At 70.7% G+C, this 16,329-nt stretch carries 17 protein-coding genes; 15 read left to right on the top strand and 2 right to left on the bottom strand.

Annotation, left to right across the window (positions count from 1 at the left end; all coding sequences use genetic code 11):
- The first annotated feature begins 30 nt into the window (after positions 1–30).
- The 12 genes from NLX83_RS29405 to NLX83_RS29350 all read left to right on the top strand — a co-directional run bounded on the left by NLX83_RS29405 (position 31) and on the right by NLX83_RS29350 (position 12,097).
- Positions 31–1,119, top strand: a complete 1,089-nt coding sequence (locus tag NLX83_RS29405; RefSeq protein WP_254238462.1) for a sensor histidine kinase — start codon at positions 31–33, stop codon at positions 1,117–1,119.
- Complete coding sequence (locus tag NLX83_RS29400) at positions 1,112–2,215, top strand: hypothetical protein (RefSeq protein WP_254238461.1); 1,104 nt, start codon at positions 1,112–1,114, stop codon at positions 2,213–2,215. The genes NLX83_RS29405 and NLX83_RS29400 overlap by 8 nt, the downstream gene beginning before the upstream one ends.
- The gene (locus NLX83_RS29395) at positions 2,185–2,853 is read left to right on the top strand and encodes a DNA-binding response regulator (protein WP_254238460.1); all 669 of its coding nucleotides are present in this window, start codon (positions 2,185–2,187) and stop codon (positions 2,851–2,853) included. Before NLX83_RS29400 ends, NLX83_RS29395 begins: the two co-directional genes overlap by 31 nt.
- A 97-nt stretch (positions 2,854–2,950) precedes the next feature.
- Positions 2,951–4,693, top strand: coding sequence for an AfsR/SARP family transcriptional regulator (locus NLX83_RS29390; RefSeq protein ID WP_254238459.1), 1,743 nt, complete (start codon positions 2,951–2,953; stop codon positions 4,691–4,693).
- A 50-nt stretch (positions 4,694–4,743) separates the two neighbouring features.
- Positions 4,744–4,872 carry a lasso RiPP family leader peptide-containing protein gene (locus NLX83_RS29385; RefSeq protein WP_254238458.1) on the top strand — a complete coding sequence of 43 codons (129 nt, stop codon included), beginning with the start codon at positions 4,744–4,746 and terminating at the stop codon, positions 4,870–4,872.
- A 44-nt stretch (positions 4,873–4,916) separates the two neighbouring features.
- Positions 4,917–5,039: a lasso RiPP family leader peptide-containing protein gene (locus tag NLX83_RS29380; RefSeq protein WP_254238457.1), complete on the top strand. Its 123-nt coding sequence runs from the start codon at positions 4,917–4,919 to the stop codon at positions 5,037–5,039.
- Positions 5,040–5,060: 21 nt separating this feature from the next.
- Complete coding sequence (locus NLX83_RS29375) at positions 5,061–6,953, top strand: asparagine synthase-related protein (RefSeq protein WP_254238456.1); 1,893 nt, start codon at positions 5,061–5,063, stop codon at positions 6,951–6,953.
- Positions 6,950–7,207 carry a lasso peptide biosynthesis PqqD family chaperone gene (locus tag NLX83_RS29370; protein WP_254238455.1) on the top strand — a complete coding sequence of 86 codons (258 nt, stop codon included), beginning with the start codon at positions 6,950–6,952 and terminating at the stop codon, positions 7,205–7,207. The genes NLX83_RS29375 and NLX83_RS29370 overlap by 4 nt, the downstream gene beginning before the upstream one ends.
- Entirely contained in the window at positions 7,204–7,629 is a 426-nt protein-coding gene (locus NLX83_RS29365; RefSeq protein WP_254238454.1) for a lasso peptide biosynthesis B2 protein, read from the top strand. The genes NLX83_RS29370 and NLX83_RS29365 overlap by 4 nt, the downstream gene beginning before the upstream one ends.
- A complete protein-coding gene (locus NLX83_RS29360; RefSeq protein WP_254238453.1) occupies positions 7,623–8,642 on the top strand; it encodes an LLM class flavin-dependent oxidoreductase in 1,020 nt (339 codons plus the stop codon). The genes NLX83_RS29365 and NLX83_RS29360 overlap by 7 nt, the downstream gene beginning before the upstream one ends.
- A gap of 19 nt (positions 8,643–8,661) precedes the next feature.
- Positions 8,662–10,347, top strand: a complete 1,686-nt coding sequence (locus NLX83_RS29355) for an ABC transporter ATP-binding protein (protein ID WP_254238452.1) — start codon at positions 8,662–8,664, stop codon at positions 10,345–10,347.
- A gap of 1 nt (position 10,348) precedes the next feature.
- Positions 10,349–12,097 (top strand): ABC transporter ATP-binding protein, encoded by a 1,749-nt coding sequence (locus NLX83_RS29350; RefSeq protein ID WP_254238451.1) that lies wholly within the window; start codon positions 10,349–10,351, stop codon positions 12,095–12,097.
- 31 nt (positions 12,098–12,128) lie between these two features.
- Here the strand turns inward: NLX83_RS29350 and NLX83_RS29345 are convergent, their stop codons facing one another.
- Positions 12,129–13,094: an ABC transporter substrate-binding protein gene (locus NLX83_RS29345; protein ID WP_254238450.1), complete on the bottom strand. Its 966-nt coding sequence runs from the start codon at positions 13,092–13,094 to the stop codon at positions 12,129–12,131.
- Positions 13,095–13,441: 347 nt separating this feature from the next.
- Here NLX83_RS29345 and NLX83_RS29340 point away from each other — a divergent pair, with 347 nt between their 5' ends.
- Positions 13,442–13,798 carry a VOC family protein gene (locus NLX83_RS29340; protein ID WP_254238449.1) on the top strand — a complete coding sequence of 119 codons (357 nt, stop codon included), beginning with the start codon at positions 13,442–13,444 and terminating at the stop codon, positions 13,796–13,798.
- Between the two features lie 25 nt (positions 13,799–13,823).
- A complete protein-coding gene (locus tag NLX83_RS29335; RefSeq protein WP_254238448.1) occupies positions 13,824–14,174 on the top strand; it encodes an ArsR/SmtB family transcription factor in 351 nt (116 codons plus the stop codon).
- Positions 14,175–14,186: 12 nt separating this feature from the next.
- On the opposite strand, the gene NLX83_RS29330 is transcribed toward NLX83_RS29335, so the two are convergent.
- Positions 14,187–14,681, bottom strand: coding sequence for a GNAT family N-acetyltransferase (locus NLX83_RS29330; RefSeq protein ID WP_254238447.1), 495 nt, complete (start codon positions 14,679–14,681; stop codon positions 14,187–14,189).
- Positions 14,682–14,968: 287 nt separating this feature from the next.
- On the opposite strand from NLX83_RS29330, the gene NLX83_RS29325 reads away from it, so the two are divergent.
- The gene (locus NLX83_RS29325) at positions 14,969–16,324 is read left to right on the top strand and encodes an alpha/beta fold hydrolase (protein WP_254238446.1); all 1,356 of its coding nucleotides are present in this window, start codon (positions 14,969–14,971) and stop codon (positions 16,322–16,324) included.
- Positions 16,325–16,329: the final 5 nt, after the last annotated feature.

The raw sequence follows: 16,329 nt of genomic DNA, 5'->3' as shown, positions 1-16,329 counted from the left end.
GTCCCGGGTGGGCGTTCCTAGGCTCCGTACGTGGTCGGTGCCGGTGTCGGTGAGAGCAGGACGGCTGAGGTTTCCAGCGTCTGCGCGGTGTGGCTGAGATCGGCGATCATCATGGTGTCCGGCGTTCTGAGCGTGGCGACAACGGTCCCGCTCGTGCTCGTCTGCGCGGTGGGCGCCTGGTGCGCCTGGCGGGCCGTGCGCAGGTTGTCCGGCCCGGCGTCGGTCTGGTGCGCGGTCGGCGATGTCGCGGTGGTGCTGCTGGTGAGCGCGACCCAGGGGACGTCGAGCTGGGCGTTCGCCGTGGCGTCGATCACCGCGATCACCGCGCACCACGACTGGGCCGGGCGTTCGGCAGTGGCGTGGTCGGTCTGCGTGGCGTGCGCGGTGGGCTACGGCGCGGGCAACGTGCTGGCCGGTCCTTCCGACGACCTGGCCGTCCTGCTCGCGCGGCTGGTGGTGGAGCCGGTGCTGGCGAAGATCGCCCTCGTGCTCGTCGTCGGTGGCGCGCGCACCGCGGACCGGATCAACCAGCGGACGGCTCTGCGGCGGCGCCGGTCGGCGGTGGCTGCGGCCCGGCGTGCGGCTGAGCGGGACTACCTGGCCGTGCTGCACGACACGGCGAGCGCCACGTTGTTGATGGTCGCGGTCGCCAAGCCGGGCGCGGACCTGGGGTGGCTGCCGGAACGGGCACGGCGGGACCTGGAGGTGCTCGGCGCTGTACCCGCGGTGGCCGAGGGACGGGTCGACGTCGTCCCGCTGCTGCGCGATCTCGCGAGCACCGCTGTGGTGCGGGTGGGGATGGAGCTGCCCGCGGCGCTGGAGTTGCCTGCGCGCCCAGCGCTCGGGCTGCTGTTCGGTGCGCGGGAAGCGCTGAACAACGCCGCGTTGCACGCCCGCGTGGACGAGGTGGAACTACGCGGAGGGCACGACGAGTCCGGCCGCGTCGTGGTGCAGTTGTCCGACCGAGGCTGCGGCTTCGCCACGGACCGGATTTCCCTGTGTGGCAGGGGAATCTCAGTGTCCATTGTGGACAGAATGCGATCCTGTGGGGGTGTCGTGACGGTGACGTCGGTCCTGGGTTCGGGTACGACCGTGCGGTGGACGTGGCCCCGTGGCTGACGTGGGCACAGTGCTGGTCGAGACCCGGCTGCTCATGGCGATCCGGGCCTCTCTGCTCGTCGTCGCGCTGACCGTCCAGTTCGTTCCCGCGCTCGCGACGTTGGTGCACAACACCCGCGCACAAACGCTGGCGTGGGAGCTCGTCGCCTTCGCCCTGCTGGCCACGGTGGGTGTGGTGGGCTCGCGATCCCTGGTGCGCGGCACCCCACTGACGGGCACCGGGCGGTGGAGTTGTGCGGCCGCGGTGGTCCTCGCCGCCGTGGTCGCCTCGGTCGCGCTACCGCTGGAGTCCTTGCCGCGCGGGGAGAACTGGTTCATCGGCCTGGTGGGCTGGTACTGGCTTTTCCTGCTCTTCGACCTGAGCCTGCCGGTGGTGGCGGCGTTCCTCGCGGCCCCGATGCTGCTGGCCGTCCTCGGCGTGGTCCTGGCCGGGTACTCCGCGGTGCGGACGGCCGACTTCGGCACCTCTGTGGTGTCGATCTTCGGATTGCAGCTCGGTGTCGCGATGACCGCGTCGGTGGTGCGCCGCATCGCCGTCGACGCGGAGGTCGCGCTCCGAGCGGAGGACGAAGTCCGCACGCGCGAGGAGGCCGCCGCCCACACCCACCGCGACCACGAACGGCGTTACGGCGAGCTGGTGGCGACGACGGTGCCGTTGCTGGCGGCGCTCGCGCACGGCGCGCTTGACCCGGCGGCGGACTCCACGCGGCGGAGGTGTGCTGTCGAGGCCGCGCGGATGCGGCGGCTGTTCGCCGAACGCGACACCGTCGCCGATCCGCTGCTGCACGAGCTGGGGGCCGGGATCGACGTCGTCGCGCGACGCGGGGTGTCGGTCCAGCTCGCGGTGCGCGGGGAGGCGCGTGAGCTGGACGTGGTCGTGCGCCGCGAGCTCGTCGAGCCGATCGCCGCGGCACTGGCCTGCGCGGCGAGCGCGGCGCGGGTGACCGTGCTGCGCCGCGCGGACGGGGTCCGGCTCAGCGTCGTCACCGACCGGGTCTGCGAACTGCCGCCGAGGGCGAGCCCCCGGCACACCCTGGTCAGCGCGGCACGACGGGAGGGAAAGTTATGGCTGGAAACTGTGTGGCCGAGGCGGTGAGCGCGGTCGTGATCGACGACCACCCGGCGATCCGGGCCGGGGTCGCGGCCTGGTTCGCGGCGGCGGACCCGCCGATCACGGTGCTCGCCACGGGGGCGACCGTCAAGGAGGCGTTGCTGGCGCCCGGTGACGCCGCGCAGGTGGTGGTGCTGGACCTGCAACTCTCCGCGGAGCGCACGGAGTGCTACGGCGAACTGCGCAGGCTGGCCGACTCCGGTCGCGGTGTCGTGGTCTACACGATGCGCGAGGACGAGGGGATCGCGCTGAACTGCCTGGAGCTCGGGGCGTTGACGTTCCTGACGAAGGCCGAGGGCGAGCAGCACCTCGTCGCCGCGACCCACGCTGCGGCGCGCCACCGTCCGTACGTGCCGCCCGCGCTCGCGGGGGCCATGGCCGCCAACTCCCGCCGCAACCGCCCGCACCTGTCGCTGCGAGAGGAAGAGGTCCTGGTCAAGTGGTTCCAGAGCGAGTCCAAGGACCTCGTCGCCGACCAGCTGGGCATCGCCGTGAGCACGGTCAACACCTACCTGGACCGCGTGCGGCTGAAGTACGCCGCGGTGGGCAGGCAGGCGCCCACGAAGGTCGCCCTGGTCATGCGCGCCATCCAGGACGGGCTCATCGCGGTCGACGAGTTCTGACCGGTTGTCCTGGCCGGTGATGAGGTGCGTCCGCACGACACCACGCCCCGCGCCGGCTTCCTAGGCTCGCGCCACAGCGGACGCTCTGGGGGAGCTGATGAGCCAACTACGTATCGGTCTGCTCGGGAACTTCGAGGTCACCACGCGCGATGGCGCGAAGGTGACCCCCACCGGCAAACAACGGGTGCTGCTGGCGTCGCTGGCGCTGCGGCGTGGCAGGACCGTCTCCGTTGAGGAGATCACCGAGCGGCTGTGGGGCGACGGTCCGCCCGCGGCGTCGGCGACCACGGTGCGCGGCCACGTCAAACGGCTGCGCCAGGCACTTGTCGTCGACCGCGCCGATTCGGTGATCCAGTCCATCGACGGTGGGTACCGCTTGGAGGTCGACCGCGAAGCGCTCGATGTCTGCGCGTTCGACCTGCTGGTCCAGCGCGCGGCGGAGACCGACGATCCGGACGCGGAGGCGGAGCTGCTGCGCACGGCCCTGAACCTGTGGCGCGGCCCGGCGCTCGCTGACGTGCCGTGTGAGTCGCTGCACCGCGAAGTCGTTCCCGCGCTGGAGGAACAGCGCCGCCAGGCCCTGCACCGACGGATCGAGCTGGACCTCGCCGCGGGCAGGCTGGCGGGGCTCGTGGCGGAGCTGCACACCGTGGTGGCGGAAGACCCGTTGCAGGAACGCTTCTGGGCGCAGCTGATGCTGGCGCTCTGCCGTGCCGGACGTCCGGCGGAGGCGCTGACGCAGTACGAGCGGTGCCGAGAAGTGCTGGCGGGACAGCTCGGCGTCGATCCCGGCCCGCGGCTGCGGGAGCTGCACGGCCGCGTGCTGGCCGAGGACCCCGCGCTCATCAGGGCCAGGGACCGGGTGGAGATCACCGTGCCGCGTCAGTTGCCCTCCGAGGTGACGCCTTTTGTGGGGCGGGCCCAGGAGATCGCGGCGCTCGACGGTGTGCTGGCCGAGCGGCGGGGCTCCGGTGTGGTGGTCGTGGACGGGCCCGCGGGTTCCGGCAAGACGGCTCTGGTGACGCGGTGGGCGCACCGGGTCCTCGGTGAGTTCCCCGACGGGCAGCTCTACTGCGATCTCGGTGGATTCGGTCCAGAGGCACCGACGGACCCGTTCACGGCGCTGGGAACCCTGTTGCTGGGCATGGGAACGCGCGATCTGCCGCCCTGTGCGGGCTCGCGCTCAGCCGCGCTGCGCAGTGCCGTCGCCGGACGCCGCGTGCTCCTCGTCCTCGACAACGCCCGCGACGCCGAGCAGGTCCGCCCCTTGCTGCCGGGCAACGGTGTTCTCACGGTGATCACCAGTCGGAATCAGTTGCGCGCCTTGGTCGCCGGGGGAGGCGCGCGGCGCATAACGGTCGAGGAGCTAGCTGAGGAGGAGACGGCGGAACTGCTCACCGCGTTGCTGGGGCAGGACGCGCGTGAACTGGCGGCGGTTGCAACGGGGTTGCCGTTCGTGGTGCGGCTGCTGGCCGAACGCGCCGACCGGCTCGGCGACGTGCCGCTGGCGGAGTTCACGGCGGGGATGCGCGAGGACGCGACGCGTGCGGCGGTCGTGGGCGAGCACCAGGTTTCCGCGCTGCTGCGGTGGTCGTGCGCCGCGGTTCCCGACGATGCCGTGGCTCTGCTGCGCCTGCTCGGCACTCGCGCGGACTCGGTCGGGCTCTGCGAGGCGGCGGAGCTGCTGGGCCGTTCACGGGCGGAGACCGACCGGATGCTCGACCGGCTCGCCGAGGTCCACCTCGTCCGGGTCAGCGGTCGCGGCCGGATCACCGTGCCCCCACTGGTGCGTGCGTTCGCGCGCACGGCAATGCCACCGGATCGCCACAGCGAGATGTGAATGTTGTTGCACGGCAGCACTTTCCGACAGGAACAGAAAGAGGTGCACCGATGGACAACGACATCCTGGCCTACGAGCCCCCGGCGCTGGTCGAGGCGGGGGAGTTCAGCAAGGTCACCCTCGGCCCCAAGGGCTGGGGCTTCGAGTGGGACGTGCGCTGCCTCACCTGGTGCGACTAGCACCGCCGCGTTCCGAGCAACCACAAGACATCGAGGTGTTGACGATGAACGAACAGACGACCTACGAGCCCCCCGCCCTCTCTGACGCGGGCAGCTTCGACGAGGTGACCCTCGGCGGCGGTGGCCGCGGATACGACTACAGCAGGCAGTGCTGGATCATCTGCTGATCCCGCACCGGGGGTGACCACGTGCCGGTGCGGGCGCCCTGCTCCCGCACCGGCACGGCAGCTGTGCACGACGGTTCTCTGGAGGGTGGAGTGGACTTCCTGGTTCTCCCGGACAGCGCGGCGGGTGCGCACGTTGCCGGGCTGGTGGTGAAAGGCGTTGCGGCCCAGGTGGTCCGGCACCCCTCGGGGCGCCCGTGGATCGTGGGTTCCTGGCGCGAGGACGAGATCGTCGTCGCAACCTGCGGCAGCCGCGTCGTCGTGCTGCTCGGGCACGCGCTGACGACGGAGACCCGACTGCAGTCCATTGTGGACAGTTGTGGTGCCCTCTCCGAGCTTTCCGTGATCCCCGCGCGGGTTCCGGGGAGCTTCCACATGCTCGCCTCCTACGCGGGCCACATTCGCGCGCAGGGCACCGTCTCCTCGGCCTGCCAGCTCTTCCACGGGCGCGTGCACGGCGCCACCGTGCTGGCCGACCGGCCACAGGCGCTCGCCGCGCTGGCGGGCACCGGTGTGGATGACGCGCTCGTGCCGATGCACCTGCTCTCCCCGGCCCCACCACCGCCGCTGGAGGAGCGCTGCGTGTGGACCGGCGTCGTGCGGGTCCCCGACGACAGCCACATCTCCGTCCAGCCCGACGGGAGCACGCGGATCACCCGCTGGTGGTCGATGCCCGATGCCGTTGTGCCGCTTGAAGAAGGCGCGGCGTGGGTGCGCGAGGCGCTTATCGACGCCGTGGCCGCGCGCGCCGACAAGCCCGGCAAGACCAGCTCCGACCTCTCCGGCGGAATGGACTCCACCAGCCTGAGTTTCCTGCTGGCGGCCAGGACCACCGGGCAGATCACCACGCGCGCCGAGGCCGCCGACCCCGCCAACGACGACGCCGTGTGGGCCCAGCGCGCCGCCGCGGACCTGCCCGACGCCGAGCACGTGGTGATCCCGCGCGAGGGAGTGCCGGAGAACTTCGCCGGTGCGCTGGACCCGGTGCCCGACGCCGAGGGGCCCTTCGCCTGGCTGCGCACCCGGGCGGTGCTGGAGCACCACGCGCGCCTGCTCGCGGACATGGGCGTGTCGCGGCACCTGACCGGACACGGCGGCGACGAGCTGTTCTACGTGATGCCCGCGCACGATCACAGCGCGGTCCGCGTCGCGCCGTTGACCTATCTCAAACACTTGCGCGCCAACAGGAACCTGCGTCGGTGGAGCCTGCCGAGGACGCTGCGGTTCCTCGCCGACAACGGCAGCTACCAGTCGTGGCTCACCAGGTCGGCGGCGACGCTCTCCGCGCCGCTGGGCCACAGCTCCGACCCGAGCATGGGCTGGGGCGACCCGCCCCGCCTGCCCCCGTGGGTGACCCCGCGCGCCGAGGAGGCCGCCCGCGCGTTGCTCCTGGACGCCGCGCGGCGATCACCGGAACCGTTGTCCCCCTTGCGCGCCCAGCACTCCACGCTGGAGATGGCGCGGGCCTGCGGGGCCGGGCTGCGCCGGGCGAACCGGGTCACCGCGCCGCTGGGGGTCAGCTGGCACGCGCCCTTCGCCGACGACCACGTCATCGGGGCCGCGCTGTCGGTGCGGCTGCCCGACCGCGTGGATGCCAACCGCTACAAGCCCGTTCTCGCCGCGGCCATGCGGGGTCTGGTGCCCGAGCACGTGCTGGGGCGTCCGACCAAGGGCGAGTTCAGCGCCGACGTCTACGCGGGGCTGCGGCGCCACAAGGGCGAACTGCTCGACCAGTGCGCCGATCTGGAGCTGGCCCGGCTCGGCCTGGTCGACGCGGAGGCGTTCCGGGCCGTGCTGCTGGCACCGCACCCCGCCGCGCGGACGCTCATCCCGGTGATCACCACCCTGGCCTGCGAGTCGTGGCTGCGCTCCGTCGCGGCCGCGCGCACGGCCCCCCTCCTGGAAGGACAGCGATGAACCCGACCCTGGCCGACCACGTGAGCACGACCGAGACCGACGGCGGCATGGTGTTGCTGGACCTGCGCACCGGTCACTACTGGCAGCTCAACGCGACCGCCGCCGCCGTGGTGACCGGGTTGCGCGCGGGCACGCCGGTCGACGCGCTCGTCACCGAGCTGCGGCTGCGCTTCCCCGAGCAGGCCGAGCGCCTTCCCGCCGACGTCTCCGCCTTCGTCACGGCCCTGCGCGAACGGAAGCTGGTCTCGTCATGAGCATGCCGATCACACTGGAGAACACCACCGAGGTCACCTTCGGCAGACGCCTGCTCGCGCGCGCCGCTGTCGGTGTGGCACGGCTGCTGGTCCGGAGATCTCCCTTGCGGCTCAAGCAGATCCTGGAACGGCTGAGCCGGGGAGCGGACCCGGCGTCGACGGCGCGGGCACTGGCCGCGCGCCAGGCCGTCGTCACCGTGAGCAGCCGCTGCGCCAGCCAGCAGTGCCTCCAGCGCTCGGTGGCGACCGCGCTGCTGTGCCGGATCTCCGGGGTGTGGCCGGACTGGCGCACCGGGGTGCGCACCGAGCCGTTCCGCGCCCACGCCTGGGTCGAGGTCGACGAGCACGCTGTCGGGGAGAACGAGGACATGAGCCTTTACCGCGTCATGCTTTCCGTGCCTGCCAGGAGGTTTTCGTGTTGACACCGCGTTTCGGGGTTCTGCTCAGCTCGCGCCGCGACGCGGGCCAGTCCGACGCCGACGTGCTCGCCCGCACCGTCGCCCTCGCTCGCCAGGCCGAACGGCTCGGCCTCGACGAGGTGTGGGTGACCGAGCACCACTTCCTCGACCACGTCGTCGCCCCCTCCTCGCTCACCCTGGCCGCGTACCTGCTCGGCGCGACCGAGCGCGTCCGCGTGGGAACGGCGGTCACGTTGCTGCCACTGCATTCCCCGCTGCACGTCGCCGAACAGGCCGCGCTGCTGGACCACGTCTCCGGTGGCCGGTTCACCCTCGGCGTCGGCCGAGGCCAGCCGCTGGTGGAGTACGAACTGATCGGCAAGGGCATCGACCGCTGGCGCGACGGGATGGCCGATTCGCTGGCCGAAACGCTCAACGCCTTGCGGGGCAAGGTTTCCGGCCGCGAGGACCTTCCTGTGGTGCCCCTGCCGCGCGAGGACGGCGGGCCCGGCGTGTACCTGGCGGCCAACTCCGAGGACTCCGTGCGGCTCGCGGCGGAGTCGGGGGTGCCGATGCTGCTGTACTTCGACAAGAGCCCGGACGTGAAGGCGCTCATGATCGAGGACTACCGGCGCAACGGCGGCCCGGAGGAAGCCGACCACGCGTTCGCGCTCTACACCGTCCCGACCGACGACCCCGGTGTGGCGCGGCGGCTGATGCGCGAGCGCGCGGCCGTGATGTTCAGCGGGCAGAACCGCCACCGCCACCTCATCCCGGTCACCCACGAACCGCCGACCGGGGATGAGTTGGAGCGCATGGTCGAACGCCACACCGACCAGCTGCTCGACACCCACGCGGTCGGCGACGTCGAGACCTGCGTGCGGCGGCTGGCGCACAACATCGAGCGCTCCGGCTGCACCAGGGTGCTCTGCCAGGTCGAGATCGACGGCCACACCGCCTCGGCCGCGTGGAACCTGGACCGGCTGGCCACCGAGGTGCTGCCCGAGGTCGCGAAGCGACTGGCCGTGCACGCCTGATCCACCAGAGGAGACGACCGTGGGTTCTCACCGGCTCTTGCTCGGCACGCTCCGCTCGGCCGGGTGGTACGGCACGGGCCTGGCCCTGGTCGCGTTGGTCGAGGTGAGCACCGCGCTGGCCCTGCCGATGGCTGTCGCCACGGCCGTGGACACCCTGACCGGCTCGGCGATGGTGGTGGTCGCCGTTCTGCTCGCAGCGGCCACCGTCGCCGAAATGGCCGGTGTGGTCCTGGAAAAACGCGCCGAGGCGCACGGGGCACTGCGGCTGCGGCGGTCGCTGCTGAGCCGCGTTCTGGGGTTCGACCTCGGCACCGCGCGCCGCTTCACCACGGGAGACCTGGTGAGCCGCACGCTCCAGTCCACCACGGCCGCCGCGACGGTGACGATGACCGCGGTCTCCCTGTACGCGTCCCTGCTGACCTCGGTCGGTGGCGTCATCGCCCTGGTGCTGATCGACGTCTGGCTCGGCGTGGTGCTCCTCGCGCTGGTTCCGGCGGTGTTCTTGTTCTCGGGTTGGCTCACCCGCCAGCTCAGCGCGAATACCGAGCGGTACCAAGGTGTTTTCGCCGATCTGCTCGCACGGCTGGAGGACTCCCTGCGGGGCGCGCGCACCATTCGCGCCAGCGGCACGGTGGAACGCGAGACCGATCGGGTGCTGGCCGTGCTGCCCCGCCTCAGCGCGGAGGGCCGGGAATTCTGGCGGGTGCAGGAGAAAGCGATCTGGCGCGCCAACCTGGTGATGCCCCTGCTCCAGGTGGCGGTGCTCGCCGTGGCCGGGCACGCCGCGCTGCTCGGCCGGATCACTCCGGGAGAATTCCTTGCCGTACAAGGGTATTTCGGGTTCGCCACCGAGGTGTTCCGGCAGAACGTGATGCTCGCGCGGCTCGCCAGGGCGCAGGGGTCCGCCGAGCGCGTCGCGGAGGTGCTGGGCCAACCGCTGCCGCCCTCGGGGCCCGCGCCACTCGCTCCCGGACCGGGATCGCTGAGCCTGCGCGGGATTCGGGTGGACCGCGACGGCCACCGCGTGCTCGACGGCGTGGACCTCGACATCCCGGCGGGCAGCACGGTCGCGCTCGTCGGCCCCTCCGGCTCCGGCAAGTCGACCCTGGCCGAGGTCGCGGGCGGCCTGCTGCACCCGGACTCCGGCGCGGTGAGCGTCGACGGCCAGCGGCTCGACGAGCTGCGCCGCGAGGACGTGCGCGGCGCCATCGCCTACGCCTTCGAACGGCCGCACCTGCTCGGGGAGACCGTCGCCGACGCGGTGGGCTACGCCGACCAGCCACCTCCTCGCGACCGGCTCGTCGCCGCGCTGCGCACCAGCCGCGCCGAGGACTTCGTGAACCGGCTGCCAAAGGGGAGCCGCACGCCGCTGGCACGCCTCCGCCTGTCCGGGGGTGAGCTGCAACGCCTCGGCCTCGCCAGAGCGGTGTGGCGCGAGGCCCGGATCGTCGTGTTCGACGACGCGACGTCCAGTGTGGACACTGCGACCGAGGCCGACATCACCGCAGCGCTCGGACGGGCGCTCACCACCAGGACGCGCCTGGTGCTCGCCCACCGGCTCGGCACCGCCGCACAAGCCGACATCGTCGCCTGGCTCGACCGAGGACGGCTGCGGGGCTTCGCGCCGCACCACGAGCTCCTGCGCGAACCGGACTACCGCGCGGTGTTCGGCGCGCACACCGCGGAACTCGCGGGGACGGCCTGACATGCCCATCGCGTGGACTCTCCTGCGTCCGGTCGTCGTCGAGCACCGCCGCGTCCTCGTCGCGGTCGTCGCCTGGTCCGGGCTCGCCGCGCTTCCGGTGCTGCTGTCCGGACGACTCGTCGCGCTCGCCCTGGACCGCGGTTTCCTTGCTGGGCGCGGAGATCTCGGCCTGCTCGCGCTCGGCTGCTACGGCATCGCACTCGTTGTCGCGGCGTTCGGCACGCGCAGGGCCGTGCGGTCCATGGGCGGTTTCACCGAGGCGGTGCGCGACCACCTCGTCCGCTCGGTGGTGCGCGGTGAGCTGCACGCGGCGGTGAACGGCAAGGAGCCGCCCGCTCCCGGTGTCGCGGCGAGGATCGTCAACCAGGTCGAAGCCGCCAGGCAGATCACGGCCAACCTCGTCATGTCGGTGACCTCGGCCGCGCTGATGGTGGTCGCGGCGGTGGTCGGCCTGTGCGCGATGGCGCCCGCCGTCATCGTCGGCCTCGCACCGCTCGTGGTGGTCTGTTCGTTCGTGCTGGCAGCGCTGTCGCGCACGTGGAGGCGTCGGTACGAGGCCGCGCTGACGCGCGAGGAAGACCTCGCCGCGGACGTCGGCGAGGTCTTGGAAGGTCTGCGGGATGTCGCGGCCTGCGCGGCCACGAACCGGGCTCTTGCCGATCTCGACCGGCGCGCACGTGCGCACACCACCGCCTCGGTCGCCGTGGCCGATCTGGGCGGAATCCGGATCGGCGTGATCGGCCTCGCGGCGCGAGCGCCGTTGGTCCTGTTGCTGGCCCTGGCCCCCTCGCTGCTCGCGGGCGGTGCGCTCAGCACCGGCGAGCTCGTGGGCGCGGTGGTCTACCTCGCCTCCGGCCTGGAGCCCGCGTGGCGCGCGGTCGCGGAGATGCTGGGCAACCAGGGCGTCGAACTCACCACGCTGCTCGCCCGGCTCGCTCGCGCGAGCAGGACGACGGAGGGCGTCGACCACGACGGAATGCCCGCCAGACCCGGAGATCTGGTGCTCCGCGACGCCACGTTCCGCTACGGGCCGCACTCCGAGCCCGTCCTCGACAACGCCAACCTCGTTATCCGGCAAGGTGAACGGGTCGCGGTCATCGGAGCAAGCGGTATCGGCAAGTCCACCCTCGCGACCGTCCTATCAGGACTGGAGACCCCTGAGAACGGGACGGTCGAACTCGGCGGCGTCGCGCTGGCGAGCCTGCGGACCACCTCGCTGCGCAGCTCGATCGCCTTGGTGCCCCAGGAGTCCTACGTCTTCGCCGGGACCTTCCGCGAGAACCTGACCTATCTCGCTCCCACTGCCGACGACGCGGCGTTGGAGCACACCGTCGCGGAGGTGGGACTGGCCGAACTGCTGCACCGGCACGGCGGTTACGACGCCCTTGTGCGGCCCCACGAGCTGTCGTTGGGGGAGCGCCAACTCCTCGTCATCGCACGCGTTCACCTCTCGCCCGCCGCCGTGGTCGTGCTCGACGAGGCAACCTGCCACCTCGACCCCGTTGCCGAAGAGCGGGCCGAACGCGCCCTGCACCGCCGAGGCGGAACGCTCGTGGTGGTGGCCCACCGCATCAGCTCGGCGCTCCGCGCTCCCAGGGTCCTCGTGCTCGACCGTGACGGCCTCGTCAGCGGAAGCCACGACCGGCTCGCGCGGTGCTCGCCCACCTATGCCCACCTCGTCGGCCACTGGATGAGCACCAGCGACGCGTCGCGCATTTATGAGCGTTCAACCGGGAGAAGTCGCACTTGAACGCTTGCCGCGAACTGCCGATATAGCGACGTTATCGCTTCGCGTGCGGGATGATCATCGGCTTGACGTCGAGACGCCTTTCAAGCGTCCCGTAACTGTGCATCAAGTCCGGTACGCGTTGGATGCGTTCTGGCTCCAGCATGCCCGGGAAGCCCACCAGGGTGAGAATCGACGCGGTTTGCTGGTCAATTCCGGAGTAGCCGATGAGGGCCGCTTCCACTTTGCTGCGGTCTCTGTTGGCGATGTCGACGCCGGTGGACAGTGCGCGCTGGAACGCCGCCACTGTCTTCGGAGAGCTCGTTGCGAACTCCTCCGTGGTGGCGTAGCCGGAAATGGCTATGTCGGCCGTGGGGCCGGAGGCGGCATCGAATACCGGTAGTGCGCCGATCTTCTTCATCGTCTCGGTGATGAACGGTTCCGAGAGCAGGGCGGCGTCCACTCGTCGGGCGTTGAGCGCTTCCCCCATCTCGGTGTAGGGCATCTCGACGAACGTGATGGACTTCTCGTCTCCGCCGTTGGCGCTGACGGTGGACTTGATGGTCAGGTCGGCGAGGCTGTTCGTCGTCGTCACGGCCACCTTCTTGCCCACGAGGTCGGTCGGCTTGCTCAAGCGGGAGTTCGGTCCGCTGAGCACCATCCACGTGTTGGGTTTGGCGAAGTAGCCGTCCGCGACCAGTTTGACCTTCGCGGTCTGCTTGACTTCCGCGGTGAAGAAGGAGACGTAGTTCCCGAAAACGATGTCCAAATTTCCGGTGGCGAGGTCCGGGATGGCCGCACCGGCTCCCTGGATCGTGACGAGGTCGACTTCGAGTCCTTCTCGCGCGAAAGCCCCTTCTTTGATGGCGAGATGCAGTGGGGCCGCGCCGAGTACCGGAAGAACTCCCAGTCGGATTCTCTTCTTCTCCGGCGCGGGTGAAGGGGAGCTCGACGGGTTCTGCGTGCCGCCCGGCGCGGTGCAGGCGCTGCCGAGCAGGAGAGCCATGGCGGCGAGGACCACTACCGCCGTTCTTCGCGGTCTTCGTCTTGGCGGAGCGTCTTCGAGGCGATTGGGGAATTTATTCTCTGGCATATGCCGACTCACCCGGACCCTTTCCTCTCGTGACTTGCCGCATGAATGACAGCACAGGCGGGCCGCCGTGTCACGCACGGTCCGGTTGCATATCCGTCGCGGTGTTCGGGGGAGATGAGTCATGGGTGAATTGAAACCGCATAGTTTTGCTGTCGTTATCTTGAGTTCTTGTGCGAGCCGTCGAGGTCTCGGGGTCGACGTGTTGCGGCGGGGACGCGCACGTGCAAAGCTTAGCAAGGTTGCTAAGTAACTTTGCCGGACGACAGGGGATGTTGATGATCACTGGCACGCACGCGATCATGTACAGCGAGGACGCCGACGCACTGCGCGCGTTCTTCCGGGACGTACTGGAGTTCGACTCGGTCGACAGCGGAGGAGGATGGCTGATCTTCGCGCTGCCGCCCGCCGAGCTCGGCATCCACCCGACCGAAGGTGCGCCCGCGCACGAGCTGTACCTGATGTGCGACGACATCGAGGCGACGGTCGAGCAGCTGGAGGGCAAGGGAGTGGAGTTCACCCGGCCGGTGGAGGACGCGGGATGGGGCCTGATGACAGCGTTGCGGCTGCCCGACGGCGGCGAGCTGGGGATCTACGAGCCGAGGCACGCCTCGCCCGAGCAGCCCGAGGCGTGAGCCCGGTTCGGACGGAGCCGCGCAGATGAGTCCTCGTCGAACCGTCCGGAAGCTGGGCGAGCTCGACACCGTCTTCAGCGCTCTGGCCCACCCGACCCGGCGCGAGATCGTCGAGGTGCTGCACGCCCGGGGTGGTGAGGTCACCGCGGGCGTCCTCGCCGCCCGCTTCGAGCAGAGCTGGCCCACCACCACGCGTCATCTGACCGTGCTGGTCGACTCCGGCCTGGTCACCGTCCGCAAGGACGGCCGGGAACGGCTCTACGCGCTCTGCCGGGATCACCTCGTCGGTGGGCTCGGCCTGTGGCTGCACAACGTGGAGATCGGTGTCATCGACCATCGGCGCGGCCGCTCGCCGGAGCACCCGTCGAGCGAGTGAGGGGCACCGCGCTCACAGGCGGCGCTGCAACCACAGTGAGCTGATGTAGGCGCCGCGTTTGGTGGCGTACTCGTCGAACACGCCGACCCGGGTGAACCCGAACTTGCAGTGCAGTCCCACCGAAGCCTGGTTGGGCAGGGCGATCGCGGCGACCGCGAGGTGCACCTTCGCGGAGCTGAGCCGACCGAGCAGCGAGCTGTACAGGGCGGAGCCCACGCCCTGGCCCCGGTGTCCGGGGGCGAGGTAGATGCCGAGCTCCACGGTCTCGGCGAACGCCGGATGCGATCGGTAGGGGCTGCTGTACGCGCAGCCGAGAACCCGCTGGCCGGAGTACGCGACGAGCAGGCGGTGCGGGCCCGTGTCGGAGAACGACTCGAACCACGGGGTCCGGCTCTCCGGCGACGCCGGTTCGGTGTCGAAAGGGACGAGCGCGTGCTCGACATAGTGGTTGTAGATCTCCACGAGCGGGGCGAGATCACTCGGGCGTGCCGGGCGAATCACTACCATGTCGACTCTCCTTGCTTTTCCCGGACGATTTCCCGGCGAGTATACATACCAGTAGGTACAGCGTGAGTGTAACCCGCTGACCAGCCGATACTGGTTCTCAGCTTTTCTCAGAAAGCGTTTGGGAACATGCTGCGCTCCCGGGGGATGAACTCGGGGTTGTGTATGCCTTTTGGCAGATGTGCCCGTGGTGTCGGCTTTTTAGGTTGGCCCCGGAAGCAGTTGTCGCAAGGGAGAGTCGTCATGGTGTTCACACGTGCTGCGGTCCTGGCCACGGCGGCCGCCGTCCTGTGCGGGGGGTCGCCTCCGCACAGGGCGGCGCGCCGGACCTGAGCTGGAAGGCGTGCGCGGGCGAGTGGCAGGCGCCCCGGGTCGAGTGCGCCGACGTCGAGGTGCCCGTCGACTGGGAGCGGCCCGGCAAGAAGATCGCGCTCACGGTGGGGCGGCTCGGGCACACGGGCACCGGGCCGAGCAAGGGAGTGGTGCTCAGCATCCCGGGTGGGCCCGGCGGCTCGGGGATCATGGACCTGCGGAACTACGAGGCGAGCTTCACCGAGCTGCGCAAGGACTTCGACGTCGTGTCCTTCGATCGGCGCGGGCTTGAGACCTACGACCACCTGCCGCAGGAGTGCCACGAGTTCGTGGTGCCCTTCACGGTGGCGAGGACCCGGGCCGAGTTCGACGCGATGGCGCGCAGCAACAAGGAGATCATGGCGCCCTGCCGGGCGGCTGGGCCCGAACTGATCGACCGGCTGGACGCGGCGACCGTCGCGCGGGACATCGACGCGATGCGGATCGCGTTGGGACAGCAGAAACTCCGGCTGCTGGCCAACTCCTACGGCGGGGTGAACGGCACCACGTACGCGCGGTTGTACCCGCACCGCGTCGCCGGTCTGGTCATGGACGGCGGCAACGATCACATCAGCACGCGGCAGCAGTTCGACCGCGACCGGGTGGAGCTCACCAAGGCCCAGTTCGGGGACTTCACCTCCTGGTGCGCGGCCAACAGCTCGTGCGCGCTGCACGGGCGGGACGTGCGCGCGGAGTGGCGCGGCCTGGTCGAGAAGGCTGATCGGGAACCGGTTCCCGTTTCGGGGACATCGGAGCGGATGACCAGCGTCGACCTCCAGCGCGTCGTCCGCGCGATGCTCACCGTGGACGTCGCGGCGCAGCAGCTGTCCGAGGCGATGGACAGGGCGATCAAGGGCGACGCGCGGGGCTTCTACGACGCCACGGGCATGCCGCGGATCAACGTCTGGCTGGTCAGCGCAATGTGCGGTGACGGGGAGAAGACCTGGCAGACCTACGAGGACTACCGGCGGGCGTTGGAGCACGCGAAGGAGGTCCTGCCGGAGTTCTTGACGGTGCCGATGTACGGCGGGATCTGCACGGGCATGGATGTGCCGGTGCGCAACCCCCGCGCCGCGCTGACCGGGCTGCCGTTGCCGCCGATCCTGGGGGTCGGCGCCACCAAGGTCGACATCGGTGGGCCGCGGCACGCCGTCGCGCAGGTCCCCGGCTCTGGGCTGATCAGCTTCGAAGGCTACGGCCACACCCTCTACCACCGCGGGAACCGGTGCGTCATCGAGCACGTCGACCGCTACTTCCGCACCGGCGAGGTCACCACCCGCACCTGTCCGGCGTGACGCGC

Source organism: Allokutzneria sp. A3M-2-11 16 (assembly GCF_024213555.1).
GTDB lineage: Bacteria > Actinomycetota > Actinomycetes > Mycobacteriales > Pseudonocardiaceae > Allokutzneria.
Note: the sequence above shows the minus strand (reverse complement) of the source record. Positions and strands in the feature narration are given on the sequence as shown.

Coding starts and splice junctions, on each gene's coding strand:
- NLX83_RS29395 (WP_254238460.1), top strand. CDS start 2,185: ATGGCTGGAAACTGTGTGGCCGAGGCGGTGAGCGCGGTCGTGATCGAC.
- NLX83_RS29390 (WP_254238459.1), top strand. CDS start 2,951: ATGAGCCAACTACGTATCGGTCTGCTCGGGAACTTCGAGGTCACCACG.
- NLX83_RS29385 (WP_254238458.1), top strand. CDS start 4,744: ATGGACAACGACATCCTGGCCTACGAGCCCCCGGCGCTGGTCGAGGCG.
- NLX83_RS29380 (WP_254238457.1), top strand. CDS start 4,917: ATGAACGAACAGACGACCTACGAGCCCCCCGCCCTCTCTGACGCGGGC.
- NLX83_RS29370 (WP_254238455.1), top strand. CDS start 6,950: ATGAACCCGACCCTGGCCGACCACGTGAGCACGACCGAGACCGACGGC.
- NLX83_RS29365 (WP_254238454.1), top strand. CDS start 7,204: ATGAGCATGCCGATCACACTGGAGAACACCACCGAGGTCACCTTCGGC.
- NLX83_RS29350 (WP_254238451.1), top strand. CDS start 10,349: ATGCCCATCGCGTGGACTCTCCTGCGTCCGGTCGTCGTCGAGCACCGC.
- NLX83_RS29340 (WP_254238449.1), top strand. CDS start 13,442: ATGATCACTGGCACGCACGCGATCATGTACAGCGAGGACGCCGACGCA.
- NLX83_RS29335 (WP_254238448.1), top strand. CDS start 13,824: ATGAGTCCTCGTCGAACCGTCCGGAAGCTGGGCGAGCTCGACACCGTC.
- NLX83_RS29330 (WP_254238447.1), bottom strand. CDS start 14,681: ATGGTAGTGATTCGCCCGGCACGCCCGAGTGATCTCGCCCCGCTCGTG.